The 14,425-nt window shown below is 74.3% G+C and carries 15 protein-coding genes; 13 read left to right on the top strand and 2 right to left on the bottom strand.

The window, feature by feature from the left end; genetic code table 11:
* Positions 1-19 precede the first annotated feature (19 nt).
* From V6U81_RS16450 to V6U81_RS16435, 4 genes are read left to right on the top strand one after another with little or no spacing between them, the layout of a single operon-like run.
* Positions 20-730 carry an SRPBCC family protein gene (locus tag V6U81_RS16450; RefSeq protein WP_334490330.1) on the top strand — a complete coding sequence of 237 codons (711 nt, stop codon included), beginning with the start codon at positions 20-22 and terminating at the stop codon, positions 728-730.
* Entirely contained in the window at positions 723-1,127 is a 405-nt protein-coding gene (locus tag V6U81_RS16445) for a cupin domain-containing protein (protein WP_334490329.1), read from the top strand. Before V6U81_RS16450 ends, V6U81_RS16445 begins: the two co-directional genes overlap by 8 nt.
* Positions 1,124-2,392: a beta-ketoacyl-[acyl-carrier-protein] synthase family protein gene (locus V6U81_RS16440; RefSeq protein WP_334490327.1), complete on the top strand. Its 1,269-nt coding sequence runs from the start codon at positions 1,124-1,126 to the stop codon at positions 2,390-2,392. The genes V6U81_RS16445 and V6U81_RS16440 overlap by 4 nt, the downstream gene beginning before the upstream one ends.
* A complete protein-coding gene (locus V6U81_RS16435) occupies positions 2,389-3,669 on the top strand; it encodes a beta-ketoacyl synthase N-terminal-like domain-containing protein (protein WP_334490325.1) in 1,281 nt (426 codons plus the stop codon). The genes V6U81_RS16440 and V6U81_RS16435 overlap by 4 nt, the downstream gene beginning before the upstream one ends.
* A gap of 97 nt (positions 3,670-3,766) precedes the next feature.
* Here V6U81_RS16435 and V6U81_RS16430 read toward each other — a convergent pair whose 3' ends face one another.
* Positions 3,767-4,315, bottom strand: coding sequence for a DUF1062 domain-containing protein (locus tag V6U81_RS16430; protein ID WP_334490324.1), 549 nt, complete (start codon positions 4,313-4,315; stop codon positions 3,767-3,769).
* A gap of 858 nt (positions 4,316-5,173) precedes the next feature.
* On the opposite strand from V6U81_RS16430, the gene V6U81_RS16425 reads away from it, so the two are divergent.
* Positions 5,174-6,565, top strand: coding sequence for a class I adenylate-forming enzyme family protein (locus V6U81_RS16425; RefSeq protein ID WP_334490323.1), 1,392 nt, complete (start codon positions 5,174-5,176; stop codon positions 6,563-6,565).
* A gap of 62 nt (positions 6,566-6,627) precedes the next feature.
* Here the strand turns inward: V6U81_RS16425 and V6U81_RS16420 are convergent, their stop codons facing one another.
* The gene (locus tag V6U81_RS16420) at positions 6,628-7,230 is read right to left on the bottom strand and encodes a 4'-phosphopantetheinyl transferase family protein (protein ID WP_334490322.1); all 603 of its coding nucleotides are present in this window, start codon (positions 7,228-7,230) and stop codon (positions 6,628-6,630) included.
* A 17-nt stretch (positions 7,231-7,247) separates the two neighbouring features.
* Between V6U81_RS16420 and V6U81_RS16415 the strand changes: the two genes are divergently transcribed.
* The 8 genes from V6U81_RS16415 (at position 7,248) to V6U81_RS16380 (ending at position 14,424) form a co-directional block, all read left to right on the top strand.
* Positions 7,248-7,514: an acyl carrier protein gene (locus tag V6U81_RS16415; RefSeq protein ID WP_334490321.1), complete on the top strand. Its 267-nt coding sequence runs from the start codon at positions 7,248-7,250 to the stop codon at positions 7,512-7,514.
* Positions 7,514-7,759 carry an acyl carrier protein gene (locus V6U81_RS16410; RefSeq protein ID WP_334490320.1) on the top strand — a complete coding sequence of 82 codons (246 nt, stop codon included), beginning with the start codon at positions 7,514-7,516 and terminating at the stop codon, positions 7,757-7,759. The genes V6U81_RS16415 and V6U81_RS16410 overlap by 1 nt, the downstream gene beginning before the upstream one ends.
* A complete protein-coding gene (locus tag V6U81_RS16405; RefSeq protein WP_334490319.1) occupies positions 7,752-8,912 on the top strand; it encodes a beta-ketoacyl-[acyl-carrier-protein] synthase family protein in 1,161 nt (386 codons plus the stop codon). The genes V6U81_RS16410 and V6U81_RS16405 overlap by 8 nt, the downstream gene beginning before the upstream one ends.
* Positions 8,913-8,938: 26 nt before the next feature.
* The gene (locus V6U81_RS16400) at positions 8,939-9,466 is read left to right on the top strand and encodes a beta-ketoacyl synthase chain length factor (protein ID WP_334490363.1); all 528 of its coding nucleotides are present in this window, start codon (positions 8,939-8,941) and stop codon (positions 9,464-9,466) included.
* Positions 9,463-11,079, top strand: a complete 1,617-nt coding sequence (locus tag V6U81_RS16395; RefSeq protein WP_334490318.1) for a class I adenylate-forming enzyme family protein — start codon at positions 9,463-9,465, stop codon at positions 11,077-11,079. Before V6U81_RS16400 ends, V6U81_RS16395 begins: the two co-directional genes overlap by 4 nt.
* Entirely contained in the window at positions 11,076-12,335 is a 1,260-nt protein-coding gene (locus V6U81_RS16390; protein WP_334490317.1) for a beta-ketoacyl-[acyl-carrier-protein] synthase family protein, read from the top strand. Before V6U81_RS16395 ends, V6U81_RS16390 begins: the two co-directional genes overlap by 4 nt.
* Before the next feature lie 71 nt (positions 12,336-12,406).
* Complete coding sequence (hppD, locus tag V6U81_RS16385) at positions 12,407-13,498, top strand: 4-hydroxyphenylpyruvate dioxygenase (protein ID WP_334490316.1); 1,092 nt, start codon at positions 12,407-12,409, stop codon at positions 13,496-13,498.
* A complete protein-coding gene (locus V6U81_RS16380) occupies positions 13,495-14,424 on the top strand; it encodes a phytanoyl-CoA dioxygenase family protein (protein WP_334490315.1) in 930 nt (309 codons plus the stop codon). Before hppD ends, V6U81_RS16380 begins: the two co-directional genes overlap by 4 nt.
* Position 14,425 lies beyond the last annotated feature (1 nt).

The raw sequence follows: 14,425 nt of genomic DNA, 5'->3' as shown, positions 1-14,425 counted from the left end.
AATCCGAGGAGGACCCAAGATGACCGTCACCCACGGTCGACCGCTCAGCGCGGAGATCACCGACATCCTGGTGGCGCACTGCGGCCTGGACGCCGACGCCGCCGCCCGTGCCCCCGCCGCCTCCCTGGAGGAGCTGGGCATGGACTCCCTGGCCCTGCTGGAGCTCAGCGCCGTGGTGGCCGACCGGTGGCGGGTGCAGATCCCCGAGCAGGCCGCCCAGCTCAGCATCGCGGGCGTCGCCGACCTGGTCGCCCGCCGCGCCGACCCGCCCGGCCACACCGAGAACGGCATCGTCATCGCCGCGCCGCTGGAGCTGGTCTGGGAGCGGACCAACGACGTCGCCCGGTGGACCGAGTTGTTCACCGAGTACGCGGCGGTGGAGATCCTGCACCGCGACGGCGCCACCGTGCGCTTCCGGCTCACCATGCACCCCGACGAGAACGGGGTGTCCTGGAGCTGGGTGAGCGAACGCACCGCCGACCCGGCCACCCGCGAGGTCCGGGCGCACCGGGTGGAGACCGGGCCGTTCGAGTACATGCGGATCCACTGGCGCTACGACCGCGAGCCCGGGGGCACCCGGATGACCTGGGTGCAGGACTTCGCGATGAAACCCTCCGCCCCGGTCGACAACGCCGGGATGACCGAGCGGATCAACGCCAACAGCCGGGTGCAGCTGGCCGTCATCAAGGAGCGGATCGAGCGGGCGTACGCGGGAGGCGGCGATGAGTGACACCGTCACCGGCCTGGTCGCCGCCCGCGACGTGACGGCCGACCGGCGGCGCGGCGGGGAGCTGCGGGTGCTGCTCGGCCCGAAGACCGTCGGCAGCACCTCCGGGTTCATGGGGGTGGCCGCGCTCGCGCCGGGGGAGCGGATCGCCGAGCACTACCACCCCTACAGCGAGGAGTTCCTCTACCTGGCCCACGGGGCGATCACCGTCGACCTGGACGACGAGCCGGTACCGCTGGCCACCGGGGAGGCGCTCTTCGTGCCCCGCAACGTGCGGCACCGGCTGCGCAACACCGGCGACGTGCCGGCCGAGGTGGTGTTCCATCTCGGACCGTTGGCGCCCCGCCCGGAACTCGGCCACGTCGACACCGAACTGGCCGAGCAGCGGGGCCCCTCGTGACCGGGCGGCGCACCGTGGTGACCGGCGTCGGCGTGGTCGCCCCCGGCGGCGCCACCCGGGACCGGTTCTGGAAGACCCTCACCGAGGGGCGGACTGCCACCCGGCGGATCAGCTTCTTCGACCCGTCCCCGTTCCGTTCCCAGATCGCCGCAGAGTGCGACTTCGACCCCGACGCGGCCGGGCTGACCCTGGCCGAGCGGCAGCGCGCCGACCGGTACGTGCAGTTCGCCCTCGCCTGCTCCGCCGAGGCCCTGGCCGACAGCGGGCTGACCCTCACCGACGCCGACCGGGCGGTCGCCGGGGTGGTGCTCGGCACCGCCGTCGGCGGCACCATGGCCCTCGAGCAGGAGTACGTGCGGGTCAGCGACTCCGGGCGGCGCTGGCTGGTCGACCATGCCCTCGGCGGGCCGTACCTGTACCAGGCGCTGATGCCCAGCAGCCTCGCCGCCGACGTCGCGTGCCGGCACGGCCTGCACGGCCCCGCGCAGGTGATCTCCACCGGCTGCACTTCGGGCATCGATGCCATCGGGTACGCCCACCAGCTCATCGCCGACGGCGAGGCCGACATCGTGCTCGCCGGGGCCGCCGACTCGCCGATCTCACCGGTCACCGTCGCCTCCTTCGACGCGATCAAGGCGACCAGCCCGGACAACGACGACCCGGCGCACGCCTCCCGGCCGTTCGACGCCGACCGGCACGGCTTCGTCCTCGCCGAGGGGGCCGCGGTGCTGGTGCTCGAGGAGTGGCAGCATGCCCGCCGGCGGGGCGCGCACGTCTACTGCGAGGTCGCCGGGTACGCCAGCCGCAGCAACGGTTTCCACATGACCGGACTGCGCCCGGACGGGGTGGAGATGGGGCTGGCGATCTCCGCGGCGATGCGCCAGGCCCGGCTGAACCCGTCTGACGTCTCGTACATCAGCGCGCACGGCTCCGGCACGCGGCAGAACGACCGGCACGAGACGGCGGCGTTCAAGCGGGCACTCGGCGAGGCGGCGTACCGGGTGCCGGTGAGCTCCATCAAGTCGATGGTCGGGCACTCGCTGGGCGCGATCGGCTCCATCGAGATGGCCGCCTGCGCCCTCGCCATCGAGTACGGGGTGGTGCCGCCCACCGCCAACTGGACCACCCGGGACCCGGAGTGCGACCTGGACTACGTGCCGAACGTGGCCCGGGAGACCCCGGTGGACGTGGCGCTCTCGGTGGGCAGCGGCTTCGGCGGCTTCCAGTCCGCGATGCTCTTCCGCCGGCTGGCGGTGCCGGCGTGACCGCGCCGCACGACGCCGACGACCGGGCCGCCGCACGGGCGGTGGTCACCGGCATCGGGGTGGTCGCGCCCAGCGGCGTCGGCGCCGACGCGCACTGGCGTACGGTGCGCGACGGCACCCGCCGCACCGGCCCGATCACCCTGTTCGACCCGGCCGGCTACCCGACCCGGATCGCCGGCGAGGTCGCCGACTTCGACCCGGCCCGGTACGCCGACACCCGGCAACTGGTGCAGACCGACCGCTGGACCCACCTCGGCTTCGCCGCCACCCGGCTGGCGCTGGCCGACGCCGGGCTGCCCGAGCGGGCCCCCGACCCGTACGGCTGGGCGGTCACCCTGGCCAGCTCGTCCGGGGGGAACCTGTTCGGGCAGCGGGAGCTGCAACGGCTCTGGGGCGGGCCGTCCCGGACCGTCGGGGCGTACCAGTCGATCGCCTGGTTCTACGCCGCCAGCGTCGGGCAGCTCTCCATCCACCACCAGTTCAAGGGGCCCAGCGGGGTGCTGGTCGCCGAGTCCGCCGGCGGGCTGGACAGCCTCGCGCACGCGGTGCGCACCGTCCGGCGGGGCACCCCGGTGGTGATCGCCGGGGCGACCGAGTGCCCGCTCAGCCCGTACGCGCTGGCCTGCCAGCTCCGCTCCGGCCTGCTCAGCGACGTCGACGACCCGGCCGCGGCGTACCGGCCGTTCGACCGGACGGCCGCGGGGTACGTGCCGGCCGAGGGCGGGGCGGTCTTCGTGGTGGAGGAACTCGGCCACGCGATGGCCCGGGGCGCCCGGATCTACGGCGAGGTCACCGGCTGGGGCGCCACCCACGACGCCGCGCACACCGGCCCGGCCGACGCCGCCGACCCCGGCTGGTACGCGCGGGCGATGCGGCTGGCCCTGGACCGCTCCGGAGTGACCGCCGGGCAGGTGGACCTGGTCGTGCCCGACGCGCTCGGTGTGCCCCGCTACGACCGGGCCGAGGCGGCGGCGCTGCGGACCGTCTTCGGGGACCGGCCGCCGCCGGTGAGCACCCACAAGCCGTTGACCGGCCGGGCCCACCAGGGCGGGTCGGCGCTGGACGTGGCCACCGCGCTGCTCGCCTTCCACCACGACACGCTGCCCGCGTCGGCCGGGCCGGCCGACCCGGCGCCCGGCTGCGAGCTGGATTTCCTGCGCACGCCCCGACGCCCACGCAGCCGGGTCGCGCTGGTCTGCGCCCGCGGCTTCGACGGCTTCAACACCGCCCTGGTGGTACGCGGCGCGCCGGCGGCCCCGAGGGGCGCGGCCGACTGAGCCCACCACCGCTGGGCACCGCGGCGATCGTGGCCGTCGGCGCACCAGGGCCTGTCCGGCGGATCATGCCGGACAGGCCCGTGGTCCCGAGGTGGGGTCAGCGCTTGAGCGTGAAGGTGAAGTCGCCGGAGAGCTTGCCGCTCAGCCGGACTGCCGAAACGACCTTCCCCTCCGTGATCAGCCTGTCGACCTCGGCCCGCGAAAGACCGCAACCTTCAGCGATCAGTCGCACCGGCCGGACAGGGATCCGCGCCGCAAAGCGGACCGATACGTCGATCACCTCGCGGTCCAGGTGATCCGATCCGCCGGTGTCGAGGCGCCAGGCGTTGCCCCAGTCGAGGGCGATGCGATTACGGCGCTGCACGACCGGATCCTGGAGCAGCTCAGCTGTCAGGCCAGGGTCGTTGTCATGCAGCCGGTCCAGCAGCTCGGGTCGTATGGAGCGCACAGTCATCCGTTCCAGGACCGTGATCTTTGCAGTCTCCCCGCAGTCGTTACAGAGCACGAGGAGCCAGGCGTCGATGAGCTTGTGGTTTGCGTTGACGCGAAATTTGCCGCTTGCCTGGAAGAGCTCGGACGCGCACGCGTGGCAGCGGCGGCGAACGAGCGGCAGGCGGGTGGGCACGACCATCCAGTTTTTGAGCACAGAAGTACACCGGTTTCAGTGAGAAGTCCGCAGCAAGAAGGAGCGCGGCGCGCATGCGCGACGCGCGACAAATCAGCGCTCGGGAGGTCTCACAGGGTGTACAACGGGACGTCCTTGCCTAGACGACTTGGTTCGGCAGCACGGTAGTGGCCCACGGCGGCGCTGCGCCTCTGGTTTTCGAGCGCCTCACCGCCAGGTTCCATCCGGCGGATCATGGACGCCGCCGGCCTCCGGCCGCCGCGAGGTCCCGGTGCGGGCGCGGGCCGGTTCCGCGGCAGGGCATCGGTTCCTGAACAGAAGATGCGTTCGACGGGACGGGCATCCGGATCGATCCCCCCGTCGCGTCGCTACGAACTTGATGACGCGGACGAATCATCGGTCGATCGCGCCCGGACGCCGTTTGCCGCCCGGTGTTGCCGCGCGGCGGGGGCAGCGGGTGATTCGTTGACGTCATCAAGTTCGTAGCGTCCGCGGGGCTGCTGCGCCGGGTGCCGCCTCAGCTACGGCGACGGGCGTTCAGCGACGGAGGCGGGCCGGGCCCGCGGGGTGCCGAATGCGCTCGATGTGCCGGATCTCCCATACCGGCGGCGTCTTCGCACAGCGCGCCGCGCGCCGGCCGGAGTCCGGCCGGGCGGGCGCGCGGCGAACCGGCCGGCGGTGTCACGGAGCCGGCGTACGCGCCCGATCCTGCCCGTCCGATCGATCGGCGGCAATCCGGCCAGCCGCCCTTTCTGATCTAGCCATTTGCATCTAGCAATGGCTCTCCGGGCTGTCGTAGGGTTCCGTCAGCACCCCGAAAGACGCACCTTCTGGGCGGATTACGCCCTCTTTGACGCTGGGCGGTGGACGGTAGTGGCCATGGCTCGTCCGACGGAAAATCCTACGGCGCAGGACCCTGGTTGGGTCGACGACGTGTTGTTCACCGGCCGTTCGACCGACATCTGTCTTCGACTTCCCGAGGCGGTGGACCGGGCCCGACTGCGCCGACTGGTCAGCGAGGCGCAGGACCGGCTGCGCGCCGCCGGACTGCGCCCCGGTGGCGCCGCCGCGCTGCGCCTGCCGCCGTCGCTGGCGTACGTGGTGAACCTGCTGGCCACCTGGCGCACCGGCGCCCAGGCCGTTCTCCTCGACCACCGGCTCACCGACCACGAGGTGGACCGGGCGTTGGCGCGGCTCACCCCGCAGGTGGTGGTCGCCCCGGTACGCACCGGCGGGGGCGCGCTGCGCGTCTTCGTCGACGTCACCGAGGGGGTCACCCCATACGCCGACCGCCCCGCCACCAGCGGGCACGCGGTGATCCAGCTCAGCTCCGGCTCGACCGGGCCGTCCAAGGTGATCGGTCGCACCGCCGACGACCTGGTCGCCGAGGTACGCCGCTACACCCGGATCGACGGGGTGGCGCTGCCCGGCGAACGGATCGTCCTGCTCCCCTCCATGGTGCACGTGCTCGGCCTGGTCGGCGGCCTGCTCTACGGTCTGCACGCCGGTGTCGAGCTGGTCCCGCCGGAGCGGCTCAGCGGCGACGCGGTGCTGGCCGCCATCGCCGCGCAGGACACCCCGGCCACCGTGCTCGGCGTGCCGTTCCATATCGGACTGCTCGCCTCCACCCGCCCGGACGGCCCGCTGCCGCAGTTCAAGCGGATGACCACCGGCGGCGAGCTGGTGCCCGCCGCGACCGCGCGCGCCTTCACCGACCGGTTCGGCGTCCCGCTGGGCAACATGTACGGGATGACCGAGGTCGGGGTCATCGGCACCGACCTGTACGGCCGGCACCGCCCGTCGATCGCTCCGGCACCCGGCATCGAGGTCCGCGAGGTCGACGGCGAGCTGCACGTGAGCTGCCCCGCCTCGCCGTACGTCGGGCTCGCCGACCCCACCCGCTGGGCGGACGGCTGGCTGCACACCCGCGACGCCGGCACCGTCGACCCGGAGAGCGGCCTGGTCACCGTAAAGGGCCGGCTGGACTCCCAGGTGTCGGTGGGCGGGCTGAAGGTCGACCTGACCGAGGTCGAGGCCACCCTCGCCGGGCTGCCTGGGGTGGGCGCCGCCGTGGTCGTCTACGACGACGGCATCACCGCGTACGTGCAGCCCGACGGGGCGCTGACCGAGGAGACGCTGGACAAGCTGCTCGCCGAGCGACTGGCCGGCTACAAGCGCCCCCGCACCCTGTACCTGCTCGACCAGCTGCCCCGCACCACCACCGGCAAGCTGGTCCGCTCGGTCACCGCGCTACGGGCGGCCACCCCGTGACCGGCCCGCTGCGCGAGCCCGAGTGGGGCTTCGGCCCGCGCCGGACCGCCAGAACGCGATCCTCAGTGGAGCAGCACCTCGACCTCGCCCAGCGCGGCGACGACCGCGACGGCGAGCACCAGGTCGTCACCGGCCGGCGGGTGGCCGACGCGCAGACCGTCGTGCCCGGGGACCGGCTGCCCCGCTCCACCGGGGACCGGCGGCGGCATCGGCCGGCACAGACCGCCGTCGCGCAGGCCCCGGCCGAGCGCCTTGCCGACCGCCTCCTTGGCAGTCCACAGCAGCAGGAACGCCTCGGCCCGCCGCTCGGGCGGCCGGCCGCGCAGCCAGTCCGCCTCGGCCGGGGCGTACCAGCGCTCCGCCAGGGCCAGCGCGGGCAGCGGCCGGCGCCGCTCGACGTCCACCCCGACCGGGCCGGCGCGCCGCACGGCCACCACCAGCACCCCGTCGCCGTGGCTGACGCTCACCGGCAGGGTCGCGCCACCGACCCGGGCGTACGGCCGCCCGTCGGGCTCCCGGCCCACCACGATCTCCCGCTCCGGCCGGCCGAGCAGCGCGCCACCCGCGTGCCGCAGCAGCCGCTCCACCGAATCCGGCCGACCGCCGGTGCCCCGGCCGACCCACACGTGCACGGCGTCCCGACCGGACGCCGGTAGCAGGACCACGAAGAGAGGTTACCGCCATGCGAGACGAGGTCCGCACCTTCGTCATCGAGCAGCTCGAGGACATGAACTACGACGTCGAGGGGATCGACGACCAGACCACCCTCGGCCCGTCCGGGGTCGACCTGGAATCCCTCGCGCTGGCCGACCTGTCCGTCCGGGTCGAGGACCGGTACGGCGTGAAGTTCGCCGATGACGAGTCGGAGAAGCTGGCCCTGATGACCGTGGGCGAGTTCACCACCATGGTCGCCGACCGGGTCGCCGGTTCGACCAGCGTCGACAACTGATGTCCGGTCAGCCCGACCTGGGGCGAGCTGACCTGGTGAGCATGCTCGCCGAACTGACCGCGAAACCCGTCGACCAGGTGCCGCACCGGGTCGGCTCGATGGAACTGGCCTGGCTCGTGCACCTCGTCGAGCAGCGCTACGACCGGCGGATGGACCTCACCGACGACGAGCTCGCCGGGATCCGCACCGTCGACGACGCCCTGGCGGTCTTCCGCGGCTGCCTGACCACCCCCGCCGATGGCTGACCGGGAGCCCGTAGCGATCTCCGGTGTGCACGCGGTCAGCGCCCTGGGCAGGGGCGCCGACGCACAGCTCGCCGGGGTCCTCGCCGGGATGCCGGCGTTCCGGCCGGTACGCCGCTTCGACACCGCCGCCCGCCGGGTGCGGGTCGCCGCCACCCTGCCCGACGTCGGCACGCTCCCCGACGAGCTGGCCGACGCGATCGACGCGGCCTGCCGGGCCGCCGGCCTGAGCGCCGCCGACCGGGCGCAGTCCGCCCTGCTGCTGGCCACCCACGGCGGGCCGGCCTCGCAGCCCCGGGCCTTCCGCGACGACCGCGCGGTCGACGACGGACCGACCGGGACCGGGCCCGAGGTGCCGGCGCTCGCCGGCCACCTGGCCCGGCGCTGCGGGCTCGGCGGCCCCACCCGGGTCTACACCGCCGCCTGCGTCTCGGCCAGCACCGCGGTCGCCGACGCCGCCGCGCTGATCCGCCGGGGCGACCTCGACCGGGTCGTCGTCGCGGCCGGCTACCTGGTCGAACCGGACCAGTTCGCGCTCTTCGACGCCGGCCGGGCGCTCGCCGCCGACGGGGCGGTCCGCCCGTTCAGCGCCGGACGGCAGGGCCTGCTGCTCGGCGACGGGGTGGCCGCGGTGGTGCTGGAGAGCGCCGCGGCGGCCCGGCGGCGGGGGGCGTCGCCACCGGCCACCGTGGCCGGTTGGGGCCGGGCGGGCGACGCGTACCACCCGTGCCAGCCGGATCCCCAGGGTCGCGGGCTGGCCCGGGCGGTCGGGGCGGCGCTGCACCGCGCCGGGCTGCCCGCCGACACGGTCGGGTACGTCAACGCGAACGCCACCGGCACCGGGTTCAGCGACGCCTCCGAGGCGGCGGCGCTGCGGCTGGCCCTGGGCGCGCGGGCCGCCCGGGTGCCGGTCAGCTCCACCAAGGCGCTGCACGGGCACGCCCTGGAAGCCTCCGGGCTGCTCGAACTGGTGGTCACCGTGCAGGCCCTGCGGCACGGGAAGCTGCCGGTCAACGCCGGTTTCCTCGGCCCCGACGAGGCCTGCCCGCTGGACGTGATCACCGACGCGCCCCGACCGGTCACCACCCCGTACGCGCTCAGCCTCAACGCCGCGTTCGGCGGCGCGAACACCGCGCTGCTGGTGGGTGCGCCGTGACCGGCCCGTGCGGTCCGGGGCTCGGGATCGTCCCGGGCCGCACGGCCGGACCCGGCGTCGGGCCGACGGTGCTGGCCGACGCGCGCTGGCCGGAACCGGGGGACGGACCGCCGCCGCCGCTGCCCGGGTTCGTGCACTCGCCGTTCCACCCGCTGGTCGCGGCGGTGGCGCAGCGCTGCCTCAGCCGGCGGGAGCGGCCCGCGGCCGACGACACCCGGTGCGCGGTGGTGCTGGTCAGCGCCGTCGGTGACCGGCCCAGCGCCGACCACGTCCGGGCCACCGTGGCCGCCGGCGGCCGGGTCGGGCCGCTGTTCTTCTTCCAGTCGGTGCCGAACAGCGTCGCCGGGCACGTCGCGGCGCGGCACGGACTGGACGGCCCGGTGGTCTGCCTGAGCCCGACCGGCGACCCGCGCGCCGACGCGACCGCCGAGGCGGAGCTGCTGCTGTACGACGGGGACGCCGACGAGGCGTTGCTGATCCTGATCGACACCGCACCCGACGGCACCCCCACCGGTGCGGTCGCGGTGCTGCTGGGGGGAGGAGCAGAACGATGAGGACCATCCGACTGCGCGGCGCGCTCGCCGCGGACACCGAGGTGGGCGCCGGCAACGTGCTGGCCCGGGTGCTGGCGCACGGCGCCGACCCGCAGGGGCCGGGGTTGACCTTCGACACCCCGGTCGACGGGCACCCGGCCGAGCACCCGCTCACCCTGGGCGAGCTCGACGAGCGGGTCGCCGCCCGGGCGGCCTGGCTGCACGCGCGCGGCATCAAGCCCCGCGACCCGGTCGCGGTCTGGGCCACCGACGCCGCCGACATGGTGCTGAGCTTCCTGGCGCTGGCCCGGCTCGGCGCGATCCCCGCGCTGATGAACGGCAAGCTGCGCCCGGAGATCGCCGCCGAGTACATCCGCCGGCTGCGCGCCGCCGGGGTGCTCGCCGACGCCGCGCACACCGCGGCGCTGGCCGGCCACGACCTCGGCGCGCCGCTGGTCGGCACCCCCGCCGAGGCGGGCACCGGCGACCCGGCCGCCGCGCCGGCCCACTACCGCCACCACGACGACGATCCGATCGTCATCACCCACACCTCCGGCACCACCGGCGTGCCCAAGGCGGTGCTGCACTCGCACGCCAGCCTCTTCGCCGCCACCCGGCACCTGCTCAGCATGCCGCAGGCGCAGGGCACCCGGCGGATCCTCAACGCGCTGCCCGCCCCGCACACCGCGACCGTGCTGATGGTCAACCAGGCGCTGGGCAACCGGGCGGAGATGTTCCTCCTCTCCGACCAGGGCGGTGAGCGGGTGCTCGACGCGATCCAACGCTGGCGCCCCGACGGGGTGTTCGGCTTCTCCGTCACCTGGGCGGAGCTGGCCCGCTTCAACCTGTCCGGGTACGACCTGGACTCGGTGCGGCTGTGGTTCAACACCGGGGACTGCTCGCACGAGCCGCACGTGCGCCGACTCGTCGCCGTCGGCTCCCGGGACGTGGTGACCCGGCAGGGCATCACCCGGGTCCCCGGCTCCGTCTTCATCGACGGCCTCGGCTCCAGCGAGATGGGGCACTCGATGTTCCACATCACCCACACCGCGGAGACGAACCGGTACGGCCGGTGCGTCGGCCGCCCGTACCGGTTCACCAGGGTGGCGGTGCTCGACCTCGACGGCAACGAACTGCCCCCGGGGCAGGTCGGCTGGCTCGGCATCGACTCGCCGTCGCTGTTCCGCGGCTACTGGAACGACTCGGTCACCACCTACCGGTCCCGGCTGCGCGGCTGGTACCTCACCGGCGACCTGGTGCACGCCGACGCCGACGGCCGGTACTACCACCTGGACCGGGCGGTGGACTCGATCGAGGTCGGCGACGGCCGGCGCTACTTCACCGCGCTCTCCGAGGAGCGGATCCTCGCCGCCCGCCCCGACGTCACCGACTGCACCGTCGTCATCGTGCGGGAGGGCGACGTGGTCGTCACCGACGTGCTGCTGGAACTGGCCGCCGGGGCCGATCCGGCCCTCGACCGCACCGAGGCGGTCCGGGCCGCGCTCGGCCCGGACGTCGGGGCGACCCTGCGCCGGGTGGTGCCGGTCCGCTCCGACGACATCCCGGTCACCGTCACCGGCAAGGTCCGCAAGGTGGCGCTGCGCGAGCGCTACCTGACCGAGTCGCCGTCATGACCGCCGTCATCACCGGGATGGGGCTGTTCAGCCCCGTCGGGCGGGGCGTGGAGGCCACCTTCGACGCGTTGACCAGCGGGAAGTCCGGGCTGACCCGGCCGCCCGAGGGGCACCCCGCCCGGGAGTCCCTGGAGGTCGCCGGCCTGCTCCCGCCGGTCGACCCGCGTACCGTCGCCTCCGGCCCGGAGACGAAGGTGCTCGACCGGATCGTGGTGCTCGCGCTGCTCACCGCCGCCGACGCGCTCGCCGACGCCGGCATCGAGGTGGGCCGGGACGTGGATCCGGGCCGGATCGGCGTGATCGTGGGCGGGGTGGGCGGGATGTCCACCCTGGAGAGCCAGGTGATCGCCCGGGCCGCCCGGGGGCGGGCCGCGGTCAGCCCGTACCTGCTGACCGGGATCCTGGCGAACATGCCGTCGGCGCGGATCGCCATCACCCACGGCATCCGGGGCTACAGCTCCTCGGTCGGCACCGCCTGCGCCTCCGGCGCCCAGTCGGTCGCCGACGCGGTCCGGCTGATCCGCGCCGGCGAGGCCGACGTGGTGCTCTGCGGGGCCAGCGAGGCACCGCTCTTCCCGACCTTCTGCGACACCTTCGGCAACGCCCGCGCCCTGGCCCGCGGTTGGGACGACCCGACCGAGGCGAGTCGGCCGTTCGACACCCGGCGCAACGGGTTCGTGCTGGCCGAGGGGGCGGCGCTGCTGGTGCTGGAACGCGCCGAGCACGCCGCCGCCCGGGGCGCGCGGGTGTACGCCGAGGTGGCCGGCTACGGCGCGACCACCGACGCGTACCACCCGACGGCGCCCCGGCCCGACGGCGCGGGCGCAGCCGAGTGCATGCGCCGCGCGCTGGCCAGCGGGGGAGTGACCGCCGCCGACGTCGGCTACGTCAACGCGCACGGCACGAGCACGAAGCTCGGCGACATCGCCGAGACCGTCGCCCTGGCCGAGGTCTTCGGCGCCGGTGGGGTGCCGGTCAGCTCCACCAAGGCGCTCACCGGGCACCTGCTCGGCGCCTCGGGGGTGGTGGAGGCGGCGGCCTGCGCGCTGGCGCTCGGCCGGGGGCTGCTGCCCCCGACGTACCACCTCGACGACCCGGACCCGGACTGCCCGGCGGACCACATCCGCGCCGAGCCCCGGGCCACCCGGACCGACTTCGCGCTCACCAACTCGTTCGGGTTCGGCGGCCAGAACGTCAGCCTGCTGCTGCGGCGTACCGACGCGGCGGGACCGGCGGTCGCCCGGCCGGGGAGGTGATCGACGTACCACCCCGGGCGGCACACGCCCGGACGGCAGTCACGGGGGGACATGGGGAAGGGCTGGACATCATGGATATCCGTGGGATCGACCACATCGAACTCTACGTGGGGGACGCCAGACAGGCGGCCTTCTACTTCGGCACGGCGCTCGGCTTCCGGCTGAGCGGACAGGGCGGCCCGGAGACCGGGCTGGACGGGCAGCGCTCGCTGCTGCTCAGTCAGGGCGACATCCGGCTGCTGCTCACCTCCGGGTTGGCGGCCGGGCATCCCGCCTCGGCGTACGTGCAGCGGCACGGCGACGGGATCGCGGTGGTGGCGCTGGAGGTCGGCGACGCCGCCGGGGCGTACGCGGAGCTGGTGGCCCGCGGTGCGACCGGGCTGACCCCGCCGCGGACCTGGACCGGGGCGGACGCCGAGGTGGTGACCGCCGAGGTCGGCGGCTTCGGCGACGTCGTGCACCGGCTGGTGCAGCGGCGCGGCGACCGGTCGGCGTTCCTGCCCGGCGCGGTCACCGCGACCGGGCCCGGCAAGGGCGAGGCCGACCTGCTCGCCGAGATCGACCACCTGGCGGTCTGCGTGCCGCCCGGGCAGCTCGACGTGACCATCGGCCATTACGAGCGGGTCTTCGGCTTCCAGCAGATCTTCGAGGAGCACATCGAGGTCGCCGGCCAGGCGATGAACTCCAAGGTGGTGCAGAGCCCGTGCGGGCGGGTCACCCTGGTGCTGCTGGAACCGGACCCGACCCGCCGGCCGGGGCAGATCGACGCGTTCCTCGCCGAGCACGACGGCGCCGGGGTGCAGCACCTGGGGCTGCGCACCGACGACATCGTCACCGCGGTCGGCGCGCTCGGCGAGCGGGGGGTGCGCTTCGCCGGCACCCCCGCCAGCTACTACGACACGCTGGAGCAGCGGGTCGGCCCGGTCGACGCCCCGCTGGAGCGGCTGCGCGACCTGAACATCCTGGTCGACTCCGACCACGGCGGGCAGCTGCTGCAGATCTTCACCGAGTCGATGCACCTGCGCCGCACCCTCTTCCTCGAGCTGATCGAGCGACGCGGGGCGCGCACCTTCGGCAGCGGCAACATCAAGGCGCTCTACGAGGCCAAGGAACGGGAGCTGGCCGCCGCCGCGGCGGCCGTACCGCAGGGGGTGATCGCGTGACCGCGACCGAGTTCGAGCCGACGCTGACCGCCGAGGAGGAGGCGCTGCTGCCCTCCGAGTCCGACGTGCGCTTCTACGCCGAGCACGGCTGGTACCTGTCGAAGAAGCTGCTCACCGACGACGAGGTGGATGCCCTGGCCGCGGCCACCGACCGCTACTACGCCGGTGAGCGGGACCGCCGGCTGCCGGTCCGCCCACCGAAGCTCGCCTACTGGGAGCCGGCGCAGGGGTCGGTGCAGCGGCACAACGACTACGTGCACCACGAACACGACGGGCTGGCCGCGATCCTGCGCAAGCCGCTGATCGGCGCGGTCGCCGCCCGGCTCGCCCGGGCCACCGAGATCCGGATCTTCCAGTCCACGCTGATCTACAAGCCGCCGATCTCCGGCGAGCCGTCGAACATCGTGCCCTGGCACTTCGACAAGCACTACTGGGCGTCCTCGTCGTCGGAGGACATGCTCACCGCCTTCATCCCGTTCCACGACTGCGGGGAGGAGATGGGCACGATCACCATGGTCGACGGCTCGCACCGGTGGAAGGAGATCGGCGCGGACGACACCGTGGTCCGGCACTTCGCCGACCGCGACCGCGGCCAGCTGGAGGAGATGCTGGCCGAGAACGCCGCGTACAACGGCGCCGAGATCCGCAAGATCCCGATGGTGATCCCCCGGGGACACATGTCCTTCCACCACTGCCGCACCTACCACGGCAGCGGCGCCAACGTCAGCGGCCGTCCCCGGCAGGCGATCTCGCTGCACCTGCAGGACGGCGCGAACGCCTGGCGGGAGTACCCGCTGTCGGACGGCACGCTCGCCGCGTACAACCACGACGTGCTGGTCCGCCGCACCCACGAGGGGCGGCCGGACTACGCGGACCCCGACTACTGCCCGGTCATCTGGCGCGACCGCGCCCAGCAGGGAGGCTGAC

Origin of the sequence: Micromonospora lacuserhaii, from assembly GCF_036902735.1 — a bacterium.
In the GTDB taxonomy this organism is placed as follows: Bacteria; Actinomycetota; Actinomycetes; order Mycobacteriales; family Micromonosporaceae; genus Micromonospora.
Note: the sequence above shows the minus strand (reverse complement) of the source record. Positions and strands in the feature narration are given on the sequence as shown.

Excerpts from the sequence above, each read along its gene's own strand:
- V6U81_RS16405 (WP_334490319.1), top strand. The coding sequence starts at position 7,752 with ATGGCTGACCGGGAGCCCGTAGCGATCTCCGGTGTGCACGCGGTCAGC.
- V6U81_RS16425 (WP_334490323.1), top strand. The coding sequence starts at position 5,174 with ATGGCTCGTCCGACGGAAAATCCTACGGCGCAGGACCCTGGTTGGGTC.
- V6U81_RS16415 (WP_334490321.1), top strand. The coding sequence starts at position 7,248 with ATGCGAGACGAGGTCCGCACCTTCGTCATCGAGCAGCTCGAGGACATG.
- hppD (WP_334490316.1), top strand. The coding sequence starts at position 12,407 with ATGGATATCCGTGGGATCGACCACATCGAACTCTACGTGGGGGACGCC.
- V6U81_RS16390 (WP_334490317.1), top strand. The coding sequence starts at position 11,076 with ATGACCGCCGTCATCACCGGGATGGGGCTGTTCAGCCCCGTCGGGCGG.
- V6U81_RS16450 (WP_334490330.1), top strand. The coding sequence starts at position 20 with ATGACCGTCACCCACGGTCGACCGCTCAGCGCGGAGATCACCGACATC.
- V6U81_RS16445 (WP_334490329.1), top strand. The coding sequence starts at position 723 with ATGAGTGACACCGTCACCGGCCTGGTCGCCGCCCGCGACGTGACGGCC.
- V6U81_RS16395 (WP_334490318.1), top strand. The coding sequence starts at position 9,463 with ATGAGGACCATCCGACTGCGCGGCGCGCTCGCCGCGGACACCGAGGTG.
- V6U81_RS16410 (WP_334490320.1), top strand. The coding sequence starts at position 7,514 with ATGTCCGGTCAGCCCGACCTGGGGCGAGCTGACCTGGTGAGCATGCTC.